This is a genomic window from Pseudoalteromonas sp. SG45-2 (assembly GCF_014164115.1).
GTDB classification, from domain to species: domain Bacteria; phylum Pseudomonadota; class Gammaproteobacteria; order Enterobacterales; family Alteromonadaceae; genus Pseudoalteromonas; species Pseudoalteromonas distincta.
Genome location: NZ_JACJEO010000006.1, coordinates 69,994 through 85,749 on the forward strand (window position 1 = coordinate 69,994; position 15,756 = coordinate 85,749).

At 40.0% G+C, this 15,756-nt stretch carries 19 protein-coding genes; 15 read left to right on the forward strand and 4 right to left on the reverse strand.

Going from position 1 to position 15,756, the window contains the following annotated elements; translation table 11 throughout:
- Window position 1: 1 nt before the first annotated feature.
- A complete protein-coding gene (locus H5116_RS05665) occupies window positions 2-970 on the reverse strand; it encodes a calcium/sodium antiporter (protein WP_182692636.1) in 969 nt (322 codons plus the stop codon).
- Window positions 971-1,225: 255 nt separating this feature from the next.
- Between H5116_RS05665 and H5116_RS05670 the strand changes: the two genes are divergently transcribed.
- Genes H5116_RS05670 through murA form a run of 7 tightly spaced genes read left to right on the forward strand, consistent with a single transcriptional unit; the run spans window position 1,226 to window position 5,890 of the window.
- Window positions 1,226-2,041 (forward strand): ATP-binding cassette domain-containing protein, encoded by an 816-nt coding sequence (locus H5116_RS05670; protein WP_080945050.1) that lies wholly within the window; start codon window positions 1,226-1,228, stop codon window positions 2,039-2,041.
- Window positions 2,041-2,820: a lipid asymmetry maintenance ABC transporter permease subunit MlaE gene (gene mlaE, locus H5116_RS05675; protein ID WP_002957949.1), complete on the forward strand. Its 780-nt coding sequence runs from the start codon at window positions 2,041-2,043 to the stop codon at window positions 2,818-2,820. The genes H5116_RS05670 and mlaE overlap by 1 nt, the downstream gene beginning before the upstream one ends.
- A gap of 13 nt (window positions 2,821-2,833) precedes the next feature.
- Complete coding sequence (gene mlaD, locus H5116_RS05680) at window positions 2,834-3,382, forward strand: outer membrane lipid asymmetry maintenance protein MlaD (protein WP_002957950.1); 549 nt, start codon at window positions 2,834-2,836, stop codon at window positions 3,380-3,382.
- A 5-nt stretch (window positions 3,383-3,387) separates the two neighbouring features.
- Window positions 3,388-4,068, forward strand: a complete 681-nt coding sequence (locus H5116_RS05685) for a phospholipid-binding protein MlaC (protein ID WP_039485391.1) — start codon at window positions 3,388-3,390, stop codon at window positions 4,066-4,068.
- Window positions 4,061-4,354, forward strand: a complete 294-nt coding sequence (locus H5116_RS05690; protein ID WP_002957952.1) for a lipid asymmetry maintenance protein MlaB — start codon at window positions 4,061-4,063, stop codon at window positions 4,352-4,354. Before H5116_RS05685 ends, H5116_RS05690 begins: the two co-directional genes overlap by 8 nt.
- Window positions 4,355-4,359: 5 nt before the next feature.
- Entirely contained in the window at window positions 4,360-4,617 is a 258-nt protein-coding gene (locus H5116_RS05695) for a BolA family protein (protein ID WP_002957953.1), read from the forward strand.
- A 13-nt stretch (window positions 4,618-4,630) separates the two neighbouring features.
- Window positions 4,631-5,890 carry a UDP-N-acetylglucosamine 1-carboxyvinyltransferase gene (gene murA, locus H5116_RS05700; protein WP_002957954.1) on the forward strand — a complete coding sequence of 420 codons (1,260 nt, stop codon included), beginning with the start codon at window positions 4,631-4,633 and terminating at the stop codon, window positions 5,888-5,890.
- Between the two features lie 86 nt (window positions 5,891-5,976).
- Here murA and H5116_RS05705 read toward each other — a convergent pair whose 3' ends face one another.
- From H5116_RS05705 to H5116_RS05715, 3 genes are all read right to left on the reverse strand, one after another.
- A complete protein-coding gene (locus H5116_RS05705; protein WP_024595792.1) occupies window positions 5,977-7,059 on the reverse strand; it encodes a trypsin-like peptidase domain-containing protein in 1,083 nt (360 codons plus the stop codon).
- A gap of 102 nt (window positions 7,060-7,161) precedes the next feature.
- Window positions 7,162-8,514 carry a Do family serine endopeptidase gene (locus H5116_RS05710; RefSeq protein WP_024606350.1) on the reverse strand — a complete coding sequence of 451 codons (1,353 nt, stop codon included), beginning with the start codon at window positions 8,512-8,514 and terminating at the stop codon, window positions 7,162-7,164.
- 129 nt (window positions 8,515-8,643) lie between these two features.
- A complete protein-coding gene (locus H5116_RS05715; RefSeq protein WP_076923715.1) occupies window positions 8,644-9,087 on the reverse strand; it encodes a YhcB family protein in 444 nt (147 codons plus the stop codon).
- Between the two features lie 135 nt (window positions 9,088-9,222).
- Between H5116_RS05715 and zapE the strand changes: the two genes are divergently transcribed.
- The 8 genes from zapE (at window position 9,223) to H5116_RS05755 (ending at window position 15,751) form a co-directional block, all read left to right on the forward strand.
- Entirely contained in the window at window positions 9,223-10,311 is a 1,089-nt protein-coding gene (gene zapE, locus H5116_RS05720) for a cell division protein ZapE (protein WP_002957958.1), read from the forward strand.
- Between the two features lie 283 nt (window positions 10,312-10,594).
- Window positions 10,595-11,023: a 50S ribosomal protein L13 gene (gene rplM, locus H5116_RS05725; protein ID WP_002957960.1), complete on the forward strand. Its 429-nt coding sequence runs from the start codon at window positions 10,595-10,597 to the stop codon at window positions 11,021-11,023.
- 8 nt (window positions 11,024-11,031) lie between these two features.
- On the forward strand, window positions 11,032-11,424 hold the full coding sequence (rpsI, locus tag H5116_RS05730; RefSeq protein WP_024595789.1) for a 30S ribosomal protein S9: 393 nt from the start codon (window positions 11,032-11,034) through the stop codon (window positions 11,422-11,424).
- A 581-nt stretch (window positions 11,425-12,005) separates the two neighbouring features.
- Window positions 12,006-12,596 carry a ubiquinol-cytochrome c reductase iron-sulfur subunit gene (gene petA / locus H5116_RS05735; protein WP_002957962.1) on the forward strand — a complete coding sequence of 197 codons (591 nt, stop codon included), beginning with the start codon at window positions 12,006-12,008 and terminating at the stop codon, window positions 12,594-12,596.
- Window positions 12,596-13,861 carry a cytochrome b N-terminal domain-containing protein gene (locus tag H5116_RS05740; RefSeq protein ID WP_002957963.1) on the forward strand — a complete coding sequence of 422 codons (1,266 nt, stop codon included), beginning with the start codon at window positions 12,596-12,598 and terminating at the stop codon, window positions 13,859-13,861. The genes petA and H5116_RS05740 overlap by 1 nt, the downstream gene beginning before the upstream one ends.
- Window positions 13,858-14,607, forward strand: a complete 750-nt coding sequence (locus tag H5116_RS05745) for a cytochrome c1 (protein ID WP_002957964.1) — start codon at window positions 13,858-13,860, stop codon at window positions 14,605-14,607. Before H5116_RS05740 ends, H5116_RS05745 begins: the two co-directional genes overlap by 4 nt.
- 80 nt (window positions 14,608-14,687) lie before the next feature.
- Window positions 14,688-15,314: a stringent starvation protein SspA gene (gene sspA / locus H5116_RS05750; protein WP_002957965.1), complete on the forward strand. Its 627-nt coding sequence runs from the start codon at window positions 14,688-14,690 to the stop codon at window positions 15,312-15,314.
- Window positions 15,314-15,751 (forward strand): ClpXP protease specificity-enhancing factor, encoded by a 438-nt coding sequence (locus H5116_RS05755; protein ID WP_002957966.1) that lies wholly within the window; start codon window positions 15,314-15,316, stop codon window positions 15,749-15,751. The genes sspA and H5116_RS05755 overlap by 1 nt, the downstream gene beginning before the upstream one ends.
- The last annotated feature ends 5 nt before the right edge of the window (window positions 15,752-15,756 follow it).

A 15,756-nucleotide genomic window follows, 5' to 3' on the forward strand; every position in this document is an offset into this window, starting at 1 on the left:
TTTACCCTACTTGACTAAAAATATACCCTTGGTAACCCAAAAACGCTATTAGCAATAAGCCGCCTTCTACCCTATTGATACGCTGGGTGCCTCTAAAGTTCAATGACATAATAATAAGAGCAAGTGTTGCACCAATCATAATTAATATATCTCGGCTTACTAACGATGGATCAATTGCTGAAGGATTAATAATACCTGCTAGAGGTAATACAGCTAAAATATTAAATATGTTTGAGCCAACAATATTACCTAGTGCTAAATCATCTTCATTTTTAAGTACACCTGCAACCGAGGCGGCAAGTTCAGGCAAGCTAGTACCAATGGCAATAATTGTTAAACCAATGACTAAGTCGCTTAAGCCGAAGTATTTAGCAATATCAACAGCTGAGCCGATTAAAAAATGAGAACTAACCGGCAAGAGTACCATGCCGACAATTAACCAAAATACCGCTTTTTTAGTAGGTACATCGTTTGGTACATCGTCGCAGGCTTCTGAGACAAATGGGTCATCTTGGTTTTTTGCACGCATAGATACAATGATTAACCCACCGATGAATACGATAAAGCCAACTAAAAGCGCAACACCTTCACTAAATGAAAAGTAGTTATCTGAGAACACATACCAAGTAGCTAAAGATACGAGCATCACTAATGGCATTTCACGTTTTAACGTACTAGATGAAACTGAAAGAGGGCGAAATAGAGCAGTGATACCTAACACAAGTAAAATGTTTGTAATATTAGAGCCAACAGCATTGCCAACGGCTGTGTCGGTTTTGTTAGCCAAAGCGGCAGAGGCTGAAACCATCATTTCAGGGGCTGAAGAGCCCATGGCTACAACGGTCAAACCAACAATAAGTGTAGGTACACCAAAGTTTTTAGCAAGAGCCGCAGCCCCATAAACAAACCTATCGGCACTCCAAACAAGAGCTGCAAAACCAAGAATTAAAATAACAAACGAGGTAACCATTGTGTTAAGCCAGTTATACAAAATACGGATGGCGCGAATAGTAACAAAAGCCAAGATGAAAGTATAAATAAAAGAGTAAGGTCAACTAGGTAACAATGTTGCTTTTAAACAGCTAATTTAAAAATTTAAGCCGGGGTTAAGCTGTTTTGAGCGAGTCTTATAATCCTTTTCATGGGTGTATTACAAAATCTTACGAATTGTTTTTTCCATCTTTGACAAAAAAGCTTTAAAATAGGGGCACTAGTGAACATTTTTATGGAGAGCGACTTGTCGCAATCAATAGTAGAAGTCAAGGATGTTAGCTTTTCGAGAGGCAATAGAACCATATATAAAAATATGAGTTTTAGCGTTCCTAAAGGTAAAATTACTGCGATTATGGGGCCAAGCGGAATTGGCAAAACCACTATGTTGCGTTTAATTGGTGGTCAGCTTAAACCAGATTCAGGTGATATTTTATTTGAAGGTGGCAGCATTCCTAAAATGTCTCGTAAAGAGTTATACGAAGCACGTACTAAAATGAGTATGCTTTTTCAAAGTGGTGCGTTGTTTACTGATATGTCGGTATTTGACAATATCGCGTTTCCTATAAGAGAGCACACAAAGCTAAGTGAAGACCTGATTCGATTAGTTGTGTTAATGAAACTGCAAGCGGTTGGACTACGTGGCGCTAAAGATTTAATGCCATCTGAGTTATCCGGCGGTATGGCAAGGCGTGCTGCACTTGCACGCGCTATAGCACTTGATCCAGAGCTAATCATGTACGATGAACCATTTGCAGGGCAAGATCCTATTTCGATGGGCGTATTGGTTAAGCTAATTAAGTCGCTCAACGAAGTATTAGGTTTATCGTCTTTAATCGTGACGCACGATGTAACAGAGGTAATGAGTATTGCCGAACACGTTATAATTATCGCCGATCAAGGGGTAATTGGTTCTGGTACTCCAGATGAAATGCGTAATCATGAATCTCCTTTAGTTCAACAGTTTTTAAAAGGCTTGTCGGATGGTCCTGTACCATTTCATTTTCCGGCTCAGGCTTATGCAGACGAACTACTTGGAGAAAAAGCATAATGTTGGATTTATTTCAAAAGCTAGGACATAAAACGCTAGGACGCTTTGCGGCCCTTGGTCGTTCTGCTTATATGCTGTTTAGTGCATTAGCGCATGTTCCTAATTTTAAAAAAGGCACACCGTTACTTGTTCGCCAGCTTTATATGGTTGGTTCGCAATCGTTACTCATTATTATGGTGTCGGGTTTGTTTATCGGTATGGTGTTGGCTTTACAAGGTTACACCGTATTGGTTGGTTATGGCGCTGAGGATAGTTTAGGGCCGTTAGTGGCACTGAGCTTATTGCGAGAACTAGGCCCGGTTGTTACTGCATTATTATTTGCAGGACGCGCAGGTAGCGCTTTGACAGCTGAAATTGGCTTAATGAAAGCAACAGAGCAACTTTCATCACTTGAGATGATGGCAATCGATCCGCTAAAACGTATTATTGCACCGCGCTTTTGGGCGGGTTTTATAAGCATGCCATTGCTTGCATTGATATTTTCAGCTGTAGCAATTATAGGCGCTCATTTAGTGGGGGTAGATTGGCTGGGGGTTGATACAGGTAGTTTTTGGTCAATCATGCAATCGCAAGTGTCGTTTCAGCAAGACATACTAAACGGTATTATTAAAAGCTTTGTATTTGCCATAGTGGTGACCTGGATTGCGCTTTATAAAGGATATGACTGTGTGCCGACCTCAGAAGGGATCAGCAAAGCAACCACCGAAACGGTTGTTCATTCGTCATTAGCAGTTTTAGGTTTTGACTTTATTTTGACAGCGGTAATGTTTACCAGCTAATAGGGTATAGATAATGAATTCACGGAAATTAGAAATTTTAGTTGGTTTTTTTGTAGCACTTGGCATTTTAGCGTTTGCGATGCTTGCACTTAAAGTTGCCAATTCAGGTATTAGTGGCTCTGGCGAAACATATACGCTTAATGCCAAGTTTGAAAACATCGGCTCGTTAAAAGCGCGTGCGCCAGTAAAAGTAGGTGGTGTTGTAATTGGCCGTGTTGAATCAATTTATGTTCACCCACAAGAGTTTTTACCAGTCGTTAATATGACCATTGACGCACAGTACTTATGTCGTTTTTCAGACACAAGCTCAATCTCTATTTTAACGTCGGGTATTTTAGGTGAGCAGTACTTAGGTATTCACCCTGTAATTTCTCCAGATTCTGCTAAGCAACGTTGTTTAGGCGAAACAGTGACAGAAAACAAGCAAGATGAAGCAATTGACGATTTATTTGGTGTGGAAAGTAAAGCATTAGGTGATGGCGATTCAATCACTGATACTAAGTCTGCCATTGTACTTGAAGAATTAATCGGGCAGTTTTTATTCAACCAAGGTAGTGAGTAATTATTATGTTGAAAAAGTTTTTAGCTATTGTAGCAATTGGCACAATGACGCTAACTCAAAGCGTAAGTGCAGCAGATGTGAAATTAGTCGATCCTAATAAAATGGTACGCCAAGTTGCCGATAATACATTTGCGCGCATTAAAAAAGATCAGCCATTAATTGTTAAAGATCAGGAATACCTTCGCGTAATAGTCGAAGAAGAATTAATGCCTTATATCGACTATAAATATGCAGCACTTCGTGTACTTGGCAGTGAAGTATCTAAAGTTCGTGCAATTACCGACGAGGCTGAAAAGGCCAAAGCAATTAAAGAAATTCAACGCTTTATTGGTGTATTTAGAGAGTACTTAGTTGCGACTTATGCAGGTGTATTTACTCAATACACAAATCAGAAAGTTGAGTTTGGTGCAGAGCAAGCGTTTAAAGGTAAAGACGTCGTTGTTGTTAAGACTAAAATTATTGAAGACGGTAAACCTGATATCAGAATCGATTTTAAAGTACGCGAAGACCGCGACGGTGAATGGCGCGCGTACGATATGATTGCCGAAGGTATTAGTTTACTGGATGCAAAGCAAAGCGAGCTGCAAGGTATTTTGCGTCAGCAAGGTATTGATAATGTAAGTAACCTTTTAGAGCAAAAGAGTCAGCTACCAGTTCAGTTTAGAGGCAGTAACTCGAATGACTAAATTGGCAATAAGCCAAGTTGATGGACAACATTTTGGAGTAAGCGGTGAGCTTACTCGAAATTCAATTGGCGATGAACAGCTTCTGAACAATAAGTTATTAACTAAGCATAAAATCATCTATTTCGACCTAAGTGGAGTATCAAGGGTTGACACAGCTGGCTTAGCTTGGTTAATTCACTCTTTTGCAGAATTAAAGCAGCAAGGCATTCGCCTTGAATTGCAAAACCTACCTGAGCAATTGCAAAATTTAATGCAATTGGGTCAGGTTACAACCCTATTTGAGTGAGAGTTATGGAAACTAGCCAAGTCGAAACATTATTACGCGAAGAACTTCAATTAGCTGAAGTACATGTAAAAGCCAATGGTAGTCATTATGAAGTTGTTGCAGTAGGCGAATGCTTTGACGGTTTAAGCCGAGTTAAAAAGCAGCAGCTAGTTTATGGTCCATTAATGAATACAATTTCAGATGGGACAATTCACGCAGTATCTATTCGTGCATTTACTCCTGTAGAGTGGAAGCGTGAACAAAAATTCATTTTACCGCAATAACTAGGGCCTCCTAATGGATCAATTTGTAATTCAAGGTGGCACTTCACTTGCTGGTGAAGTGACTATTTCGGGCGCTAAAAATGCCGCACTTCCTATCTTATTTGCTTCACTATTAGCTGATGGTAAAAGTATATTTACTAATGTACCGCGTCTTCGCGACATAGTGACCACTGAAGCCTTATTAAAAACTTTAGGTGCAGATGTTAATTGGCAGGGCGATACGCTAGTAATTGACGGTGCAACGGTTAATAAAACATTAGCGCCTTACGACTTAGTAAAGCAAATGCGCGCCTCTGTGCTTGCATTAGGCCCTCTAGTTGCACGTTTTGGTGAGGCTCAAGTGTCTTTACCTGGTGGGTGCGCTATTGGTGCTCGCCCTGTTGATATCCATATTCAAGGTTTGGAGCGCATGGGCGCACAAATAAACGTTGAAAATGGTTATATTAATGCCAAGGTTAATGGTCGCTTAAAAGGCGCTGAAATTTTTATGGAAATGGTAAGTGTAGGCGCTACCGAAAACCTATTAATGGCAGCGGCCCTCGCTGATGGTAAAACCATACTTGATAATGCGGCACGCGAGCCTGAAATAATTGATTTAGCTAACTGCCTAATTGCTATGGGCGCTAAAATCACAGGTGCAGGTACTAGCCGCATTGAAGTTGAAGGCGTTGAGCGTTTAGCTGGCTGTGAACACAGTATTTTACCTGACCGAATTGAAACTGGGACGTTTTTAGTCGCAGCAGCAATGGCTGGCGGTGAAGTACTTTGTAAAAATACAGACTTTCATTCTCTTGAGCCTGTGATTGAAAAGCTACGTGCTACGAATGCGCACCTAGAAGTACATAACGATAGTATTTATCTTGATATGCGCGGCCGAGAACTTAAAGCCGTGAATATTAAAACAGCTCCACACCCAGGTTTTCCTACGGATATGCAAGCTCAGTTTACAGCATTGAATGTAGTAGCAAATGGTAGTGCAACGATCACAGAAACGATTTTTGAAAACCGTTTTATGCATGTACCAGAGTTGCAGCGTATGGGCGCTAATATTCGTTTAGAAGGGCATACCGCAATTTGTGGTGAGACTGAAAGCTTAACGGGTGCGCAAGTGATGGCAACCGATTTACGCGCTTCAGCTAGCTTAATTTTAACGGGTATAGTGGCACAGGGTGAAACGGTTGTTGACCGTATTTATCACGTTGATAGAGGCTATCAGCGCATTGAAGATAAGCTAAGTGCGTTGGGTGCAAACATTAAACGTAGAAGTAGCTAAGTAGATAACTAGTTAAGCTATTTAAAAAAGGTCGGATACGCAAATTGCTATCCGACCTTTTTATTGACGATTGGTATTACTCTTTTTTAAAGCTTTGTTTCAAGCTCAGCTACCACCACCATGATTTTTTCTATTTTGCCATCTCTGTATAGCTCAAATTCTATTTCTTTACCGGGCTCCGTATTACCTATTTTTTCAAGCACTTTTTGTGGGTTTGCTACCGAAAGCCCTGCAATTTTAATGACGATATCTTGCTCTTCAATGCCTGCTTGCCATGCTGGCCCCAAAGGGTCTAAATTAGTAATACGCATGCCGGTAACCGGCGTTAGGCTGTCGTTTACTTCTTTACCCGTACTATCTACTGCTGTGCCTTCAAAGCCTAAATAGCCGCGCACAACCCGACCGTGACGAATGAGTTTACCCATCACTTTTTTAGCAAGTGAGTAAGGAACCGCGAAAAATATTCCTTGAATATTCAAGTTCTCACGCGTTTTAAATTGTGCAGAAGTAATGCCGACTAAATCACCATTGGAGTTAACTAATGCGCCGCCGGAGTTGCCCACGTTAATAGCTGCATCCATTTGCAATAAGTTATTGTAAGGGCTATCTGTAATTTTTTGCTTACCCGTTGCACTAATAATGCCTTGAGTGATTGTTTGCCCTAAGTTAAGCGGGTTGCCTATAGCAAGTACAACATCGCCTACATTTGATACATAGCTATCGTTTACGGGAATCACTGGGAGGTGATCTGCATTGATTTTAAGTAAGGCTAAATCAGTAATAGTATCAAAACCAATGAGTTGCACATCAAAAAAGCGTCGGCCATCGGTTAAGATAACCATAATTTGGTCTGCATTATTAACAACATGATAGTTAGTAAGAATATAACCGTCTTGCGACATAATGACGCCAGAGCCTAGCTCTTGTACCGTGTTTTTTCTTTTATAACGAGGTTCTTTGGAAATGCTTTCTGAAAAAATAGTAACTACAGAAGGAGCTGCTCGTTTAACTGCATCAGAAAAACTTAGGTGACTCGCACTCATCGCGCTTGGAAGGGGAACATTAGGAAGTAAGGCGGCTCGCATATTAGGGCTGAAAAAAACCACTAAAAAAGCAATACTTAGACCTGCAAATAAAGGGGGAAGAATAAATTTTATTAATTTCAGCACAGTTTTCTTATTATGTAAGTGAGCAATCTCTTTATGATGACATAAAAAAAATAACAGCGGCAAGTGCCACTGTTATTTTTATTACATTAATAGTGCTATTTATTACTGAATTAAAATAAATATAGACTCACGACCACGTTGCACGCCAAGTACGATATTACCTTTAGTGTTTTCGATAATCTTATTCATATCACGGATAGTCTCTACTCTTTGGCGATTCACTTGCATAATAATATCACCTTCTTCAAGGCCAACACGGGCAGAAGGTGAGCGAGGGTCTACAGACGTAACCTCAACACCTTTATTACTATTTTTTTGCACGTTTTCAAGTGTCGCGCCTTGGAACGCAGGATGCAGCTCTTCGCCAGTCGCTGTAACACCTGATGCACCATCAAGAGTTACTTTTACCGTTTTAATTTTACCATCGCGGTAAATACCAAGTTTTATTTCGCGGCCTTCACCTAGCGTAGCAATTTTGCTGCGTAGTTCATGGAAACCACTAATATCACCGCCATTAATGCTAACAATTACGTCACCTGCTTTTATACCTGCTTTACTTGCAGCAGTGTCGTCCATTACTTGCATTACATAAGCACCTTGTTTAACGTCAAGTTGCTGCGCTTTAGCAAGGCCTGCATCAAGTGGGCGGCCAGAAATACCCAGCGAACCTCGGCGTACTTCACCGTGTTCAACAATTTGATCAACTAAGTTTTTCATCATGTTTGATGGAATGGCAAAACCAATACCCACGTTACCGCCAGAAGCACCTAAAATCGCAGTGTTAATACCAATCAATTCACCGTTTAAGTTAACTAATGCACCACCAGAGTTGCCTTGGTTAATAGCAGCATCGGTTTGAATGAAATCTTCGTAGCCCTCAATATTTAAACCACTACGACCAAGAGCACTAACAATACCAGATGTAACTGTGTGGCTAAGTCCAAATGGGTTACCAATAGCAACAGCAAAGTCGCCCACTCGTAAACTGTCTGAATTTGCGAGTTTTATTTCAGTTAAGTCATCAGCGTCTATTTGTAAAAGAGCGATGTCTGATTCTGTATCAGTACCAATTTTAGTTGCTTCAAATTCACGGCCATCTTCGAGGGTTACTACCATTTTTTCGGCATCTTGGATTACGTGATTATTAGTGACTACATAACCCTCATCAGCATCAATAATCACCCCAGAGCCTAATCCACTAAATTGACGCTTTTGACTGCGAGGCTGTTGCTGTCCAAAAAAGTATTCAAGCGGATCTGCACGGCGGCGTACTTCTTTTGAGCCTGAAACTTGGATACTTACAACACCTGGAGATATTTTCTCTAGCATGGGGGCAAGAGTTGGTAGTTGTTGACCATTTACTGCAATTGGCATTTTTGCATAAGACGCTACTGGGCTCATTAACAAGCTTGTAGATAAAATAGCTGCGCTGATAAGTGATAATTTCATTTTCATAGTCAGGGGTAACTCCACTTAAGATAAAGCAAAACAAAAAGGGCTACTTTACAGCAGCCCTTTTCGGTTTATTAAGATAAAACAACAAAGCTGTTATATCTAAAGACTATGGGGTCTAAAAAAAGTTCATCAAGATGCTTTAGAATGTTCTGAAACTTTATTTTGACCAGCAAATAAACCAGATTCACCTGATACATAATCAGCGGGTTGCGCTGCAGCAGATGAGCGATCTGAACTACGTTCTTTCAAAGACGCCTGCAATTGCTCTGTGGTTTCTTTAGAAAAGAATGGTTCCGCTGGTACTTTATTTCTATCTTCTAGAAGAAGCTGGTTTGTTTCTTCAACGTGACTAAGCAGTTGATCATAGTTTTCTTTCATTTTATTTACGAGCTTACCCGTATTTGCTAAATGATCAGCGACATCTTGGCGATACTGCTCTAATGCGTTTTCAGCTTGCTCAGCCTGTTCTTTTAATTCATCTTGTTTGAACTGTTTTTTAGTAACAAATGCACCAATAAAAAATGCTACTACAGCAACAATAACAACCAAACCTACCCACATAACTGTGCCCATAAAAACTACCCCTTTGGGAAAATAACTAACGAATGCTTGATTCAATTATAAATCATACTAAGTGTAATATACCCCGAGTTATGATGCGTGTTAATATACTTTGCAAATTAAACTGTGTTTTAACTGTAAATAGATATGACTCCTTGGCAAACATACCAACAAGACTTGAAGCGAGATGACTTTGTACACGACGCAGCACAAGAAAATGCTGTGCGCCATTTACAACGTCTATACGATGACCTAACTCAGACAAAGCCAAAACAAAAAGGCTTTTTTGCTAAGCTATTTAGTAAAGAAGAACCTGCGCCTGTAAAAGGTTTGTACTTTTGGGGGGGAGTAGGGCGTGGTAAAACTTATTTAGTTGACACTTTTTACGAATCATTACCGGGCACACGTAAAATGCGTGTGCACTTTCATCGATTTATGCACCGAGTGCATAACGAGCTTAAAAAGCTAAATAATACGGCTAATCCATTAGAAAAAATTGCTGACACTTTTAAAGCAGAAACAGACATTATTTGCTTTGATGAGTTTTTTGTACAAGACATTACTGATGCCATGCTATTAGGTGGCTTAATGGAAGCGCTATTTGCACGGGGCATAGTACTTGTAGCAACCTCTAATATAGTGCCAGATGAACTTTACAGAAATGGCTTACAGCGAGCTCGTTTTATGCCAGCTATTGAGCTTGTTAAAAAAAATACCGAGATAGTTAATGTAGATTCAGGTATCGATTATCGCTTACGTACTTTAGAGCAAGCTGAAATTTTTCATAGTCCGTTAGATGAAGATGCGGATAAAAACCTATTTGAGTACTTCGATAAGTTATCGCCAGAGCCAGGGCAATTAGATGAGCCGATAGAGATAGAAGGGCGAAAAATCAAAACGCGTAAAGTAGCTAAATGCGTTGTGATGTTTGAGTTTAGTGAATTGTGCGAAACAGCACGTAGCCAGGTCGATTACATGGAGATTAGCCGCTTATACAATACGGTGATTATTTCTAACGTAAAACAGCTAGGTCAAACTAATGATGATGCTGCTAGACGTTTTATTGCTTTAGTGGATGAATTTTACGAGCGCCATGTAACTTTAATTATATCGGCTGAAAAACCTATTACCGAACTTTATACCCAAGGTAATTTAAATTTTGAATTTAAGCGTTGTATTAGTCGTTTACAAGAAATGCAATCCTTAGAATATTTAGCTAGAGAGCATTTAGTTTAAATAAGTAAGTAAATGTGTAATAGGGCAACTATAAAAAAAGAGGTACATATATAGTACTTCTTATTTCTGAAATTTCTTGTGGAAAAAACAACCGGCGAGTAGCAATGTGTTTTAAGTGCTGGTATACTCCCGCGTCTGCCACGTTGCGTTCTATGTCCTCATATAGTCTAGCCACTTGTGAGCGGCGCAAAAGTCTAAAACTCGAAGGGGTTATAGCAAACTTAGAGCAGTAGTTAATATTAACTACTTGTGGTTTTAATTGAAAAACATTGGATTTTTATAAATGAAAACGTTTGTTGCTAAACCAGAAACAGTAAAACGTGACTGGTACGTAGTTGACGCTGAAGGTAAAACTTTAGGTCGCATCGCTACTGAAATCGCTCACCGCCTACGCGGTAAGCATAAAGCTGAATACACTCCTCACGTAGATACTGGTGATTACATCATCGTTATCAACGCTGAAAAAGTTACTGTAACTGGTAACAAATTCAAAGATAAAGTGTACTACGCTCACTCTGGTTTTCCAGGTGGCCTTAAGTCTACTACTTTTGATAAACTTCAAGCTGCAAAGCCTGAAATGATCATCGAGAAAGCTGTAAAAGGCATGTTGCCACGTGGTCCTTTAGGCCGCGCTATGTACCGTAAACTTAAAGTTTACGCAGGTACTGAGCATAACCATGCTGCACAACAGCCTCAGGTTCTAGACATTTAAGGAGCACCATCATGGCAAATCAATACTACGGTACAGGTCGTCGTAAAAGTTCAAGTGCTCGCGTATTCTTACGCCCAGGCACTGGTAACATCGTAATCAACAAACGCTCTCTAGAAGAGTATTTTGGTCGCGAAACAGCACGCATGGTTGTTCATCAAGCTCTTGAGCTAGTTGATATGACTGAAAAATTTGACCTTTACATCACCGTTTCTGGTGGTGGTACAACTGGTCAAGCTGGTGCTATCCGTCACGGTATCACTCGTGCACTTATGGAGTTTGACGAGTCACTACGTCCACAACTTCGTAAAGCAGGTTTTGTTACACGTGATGCACGTAAAGTTGAACGTAAGAAAGTGGGTCTTAAGAAAGCGCGTAAGCGTCCACAGTTCTCAAAACGTTAATCTATACGTTATCAAGAATTCAAAAACCCAGCTTATGCTGGGTTTTTTGTTTTCAAATCAAAAAGTTTACATTTGCTACTTAATTTAAATTTGTTTATAGCGGTCGCCATACTTGGTATTGCTGTAATTAATGATGATCAAATTTATTAATAACTGCGTATTAATCGAACGAAAGTTAAAAAACACTCAGATAGCTGCAAAAAAGTTAAATAATTATCGTAATTAGTTTAAATCCATCAGTTAATTGGTGGAATTTTTTGCTACAATTGGCGTGGAAGTAAAATGAGTGAGTTTAACGACACTATGTACAGTTTTTACTGTTTCCTCTTAGTGGTGTTGATCTCGGTCAGTATATTGTTTTTACAGAAGCGTTATTATAGTCGTTCGGCTTTATTCTCGAGCTAGCTTAATCAAATTTTTGATCAAGTCAGGTTTATTCGAGCATGGGGCTTTGAATAACCTTGTTTTAATCAAGGGTTTTAATTATGATCGCTTCTATTTTAAAAATTTCGAATAATTAACCTGCTGTAACTGATGTTCTCAATATAGCAAGTGTTGAGAATCATAGTGGAGATAAGTGGATGAGCAATGCGCCTGTAGACAATGGCCGACGTCGCTTTTTAACCATAGCTACCTCTGTTGTAGGTGGTGTTGGTGCGGCTGGGGCTGCTGTTCCTTTTATTGCGTCTTGGAATCCAAGTGAGCGAGCTAAATCTGCGGGTGCGCCTGTAGAAGTAGATATCAGCAAACTTGAGCCTGGACAATTAATACGTGTCGAGTGGCGTGGTAAACCTGTATGGGTTGTATCACGTACCCCAAAAATGCTTGAGCAGATGAAAGAACATGAAGGTCAACTTCGTGATCCGCAATCGCAAGAGCCACAACAATTAGAATCATCAACAAATGATTACCGTTCATTACGTCCAGAAATATTTTTGGCTGTAGGTATTTGTACGCATTTAGGATGTTCACCAGGCTTTTTACAAGGTAATTTTGGTGAGAAAGTAGAAGGGACTGATGACGGTTTCTACTGCCCGTGCCACGGTTCTAAATTTGATATGGCTGGTCGAGTATTTCAATCGGTACCTGCACCATTAAACTTAGAAATACCACCTTATACTTTTCTAGATGACACCACTATTTTAGTGGGCGAAGAAAGAGGGGTAGCCTAATGTTTGGTAAGATTATTGGTTGGATAGACGACCGAATCCCAATGACACGTGTTTGGAACATGCACATTGCACAGTATCCAGCACCTAAAAACTTTAACTTCTGGTACTTTTTTGGCTCACTAGCCATGTTAGTACTAGTAAACCAAATCCTAACAGGTATTTGGTTAACGATGAACTTTGTTCCGTCTGCTGAAGGTGCTTTTGCTTCGGTAGAGTACATCATGCGTGATGTAGAATATGGCTGGTTACTACGTTACTTGCACTCAACAGGTGCATCAGCGTTTTTCATCGTTGTATATATGCATATGTTCCGTGGCATGATCTACGGTTCTTACCAAAAACCGCGTGAATTACTGTGGTTATTTGGTATGTTCATTTTCTTAGCGCTAATGGCTGAAGCATTCATGGGATATTTATTACCATGGGGCCAAATGTCGTTCTGGGGCGCACAAGTAATCATTTCATTATTCGGTGCTATTCCGGTTATTGGTGATGACTTAACACTTTGGATCCGTGGTGACTACGTAATATCAGGTGCAACACTTAATCGCTTCTTTGCATTACATGTAATTGCACTACCACTGGTTATTGTAATCTTAGTTTTCTTACACATTGTTGCTCTACACGAAGTGGGTTCAAATAACCCTGAAGGTATTGAGATTAAACGTAAGAAAGGCTCAGTAGCTGAAGAAGATAAGCCTAAATTTAAATTCCACGAGTATTACACTAACAAAAAAGACATTGTTGATGCGATACCGTTCCACCCTTACTACACAGTTAAAGATATTGTGGGTGTGGTTGGTTTCTTAATACTGTTTTGTTGGGTTGTGTTCTTTATGCCGGCGATGAATGGCTTCTTTTTAGAAGGTCCAAACTTCGAGGCAGCTAACCCACTTAAAACACCTGAGCATATTTTCCCGGTTTGGTACTTTACGCCATTCTATGCAATCTTACGTGCAATCCCTGATAAGTTAATCGGTGTTGCGGCGATGGGTGCATCGATTGTAGTACTTGCATTACTACCTTGGATAGACCGTGGTAGAGTTAAATCGGTTCGTTACCGTTGTGGTTTCCATAAATGGAACATTGCAGGCTTTGTTGTAACTTTCGTTCTTCTTGGTTGGGTGGGTGCAACTCCACAAACTGATATGAAAACGATTATTTCTCAAATCTGTACTGTGACTTACTTTATGTTCTTCGTACTGTTGTTTGTATACAGTAAGAACGAAAAAACTAAGCCATTGCCAGAGAGGTTAACGAAATGATGAAGAAGCTTATTATTGGTTTATTTGCTTTATCAGTAAACTTGTTGCCTAACATGGTTATGGCAGCAGGTCCGTCGGTTCCTTTAATGGAAGCGAATAACGACCTTACTGATCAACCATCTTTACAACGCGGTGCAAAGTTGTTCATGAACTACTGTCTTGGTTGTCACCAAATGCAGTATCAACGTTATGAGCGTACTTTTCGTGATATCGGTATCCCAACAGAAGTTGGTTTAGAGCAGTTAATTTTTGACGGCTCTAAAGTCGGTAGCCATATCACAAACGCAATTACAAAAGACGATGCAGCAAAATGGTTTGGTGCGGCTCCGCCGGATTTAACTCTTATTGCACGTGTAAAATCACCAGATTATATTTACACGTACCTAAAATCGTTTTATAAAGATGAATCTCGCCCGTTTGGAGTTAACAATATTGTTTTTCCATCGGTAGGTATGCCTCATGTTCTTCAAGAACTACAAGGTTTACCAACGCCTATCACTAAAGAAGTAGAAGAACATGGCCACACTGTGACCAAAGTTATTGCTACTGAAACTGATGGTACGGGTGAATTAAGCGTAGATGAATACGACCAAGCGGCTCGTGATTTAACAAACTTCCTTGAGTACGTGGGTGAACCTTCACGTCTTGAATCGGAAGCGCTAGGTATTAAGGTAATAGGATTCTTAATAATTCTATTTATCTTGGCATTTATGCTTAAGAAAGAATACTGGAGAGATGTTCATTAAGTTGAACATTTTTAAAGGTAATTTTGCAATAGGGGCTTAAGCCCCTTTTGCTGTTTTAGTTATTTAATGGAGGTATAGGCATGGCCGTAGCTGCCAATAAGCGCCCTGTAATGACCCTTTTTTCTGGTGCTAACTGTATGTATAGCCACCAAGTACGTATTGTACTTGCGGAAAAAGGTGTAAGTGTAGATATTCATTTGGCTGAAAAAGATAACTTGCCAGAAGCACTTCACGAAATTAACCCTTACGGCACAGTGCCAACACTGATTGACCGTGAGCTTGGTTTATACCAGGCAAACATCATCATGGAATACCTTGATGAGCGTTTTCCTCATCCTCCACTAATGCCTGTTTACCCGGTAATGCGTGGTCGTAGCCGCTTAATGATGCATCGTATTGATACTGACTGGTACAGCCTAGCTGACAAAATCAGTAACAACACGTCAGATGCTGCTCAAGCTCGTAAAGAGCTAACAGAAGCATTACTTGCTGTAGCACCTATTTTTAGCGAAGCACCTTACTTTATGAGTGAAGAGTTTAGCTTAGTAGATTGTTATTTAGCTCCACTATTATGGCGTTTACCAGAGTTTGGTATTGAGCTTAATGGTGCAGGTTCTAAAGAGCTTAAAGAGTACATGATCCGTTTATTTGAACGTGAGTCATTCCAAGCCTCTTTAACTGAAGCTGAGCGTGAGATCCGTTTATAATGACGCCTAATCGTCCTTATTTATTACGTGCTTTTTTTGATTGGATAGTCGATAACGAGTGTACACCGCATTTAGTGGTAGACGCTGGGTTTGCAAATGTACAAGTGCCAACACAGTTTGTTCAAGACGGACAAATTGTTTTAAACATAAGTCCATCAGCGGTCACACAGTTTTCGTTAGACTTAACCCAACTTAGCTTCAATGCGCGCTTTGGTGGTCAGCCAATGCAAGTGTATGTGCCTCTAGGTGCTGTGCTTGCAATATACGCGCGTGAAAATGGCGAAGGAACAGTCTTTACTGCAGATGAGTTTTTAGAGGACGAAGACGATTTTGTGCCTGAGCTTGAAAGTGTTGATTCATCAGCTGAATTTATTGATGAAACACCACCAGAAAAGCCACAGAAGAAAAAAGGCTCTCATTTACGCGTTATTAAATAATAAGT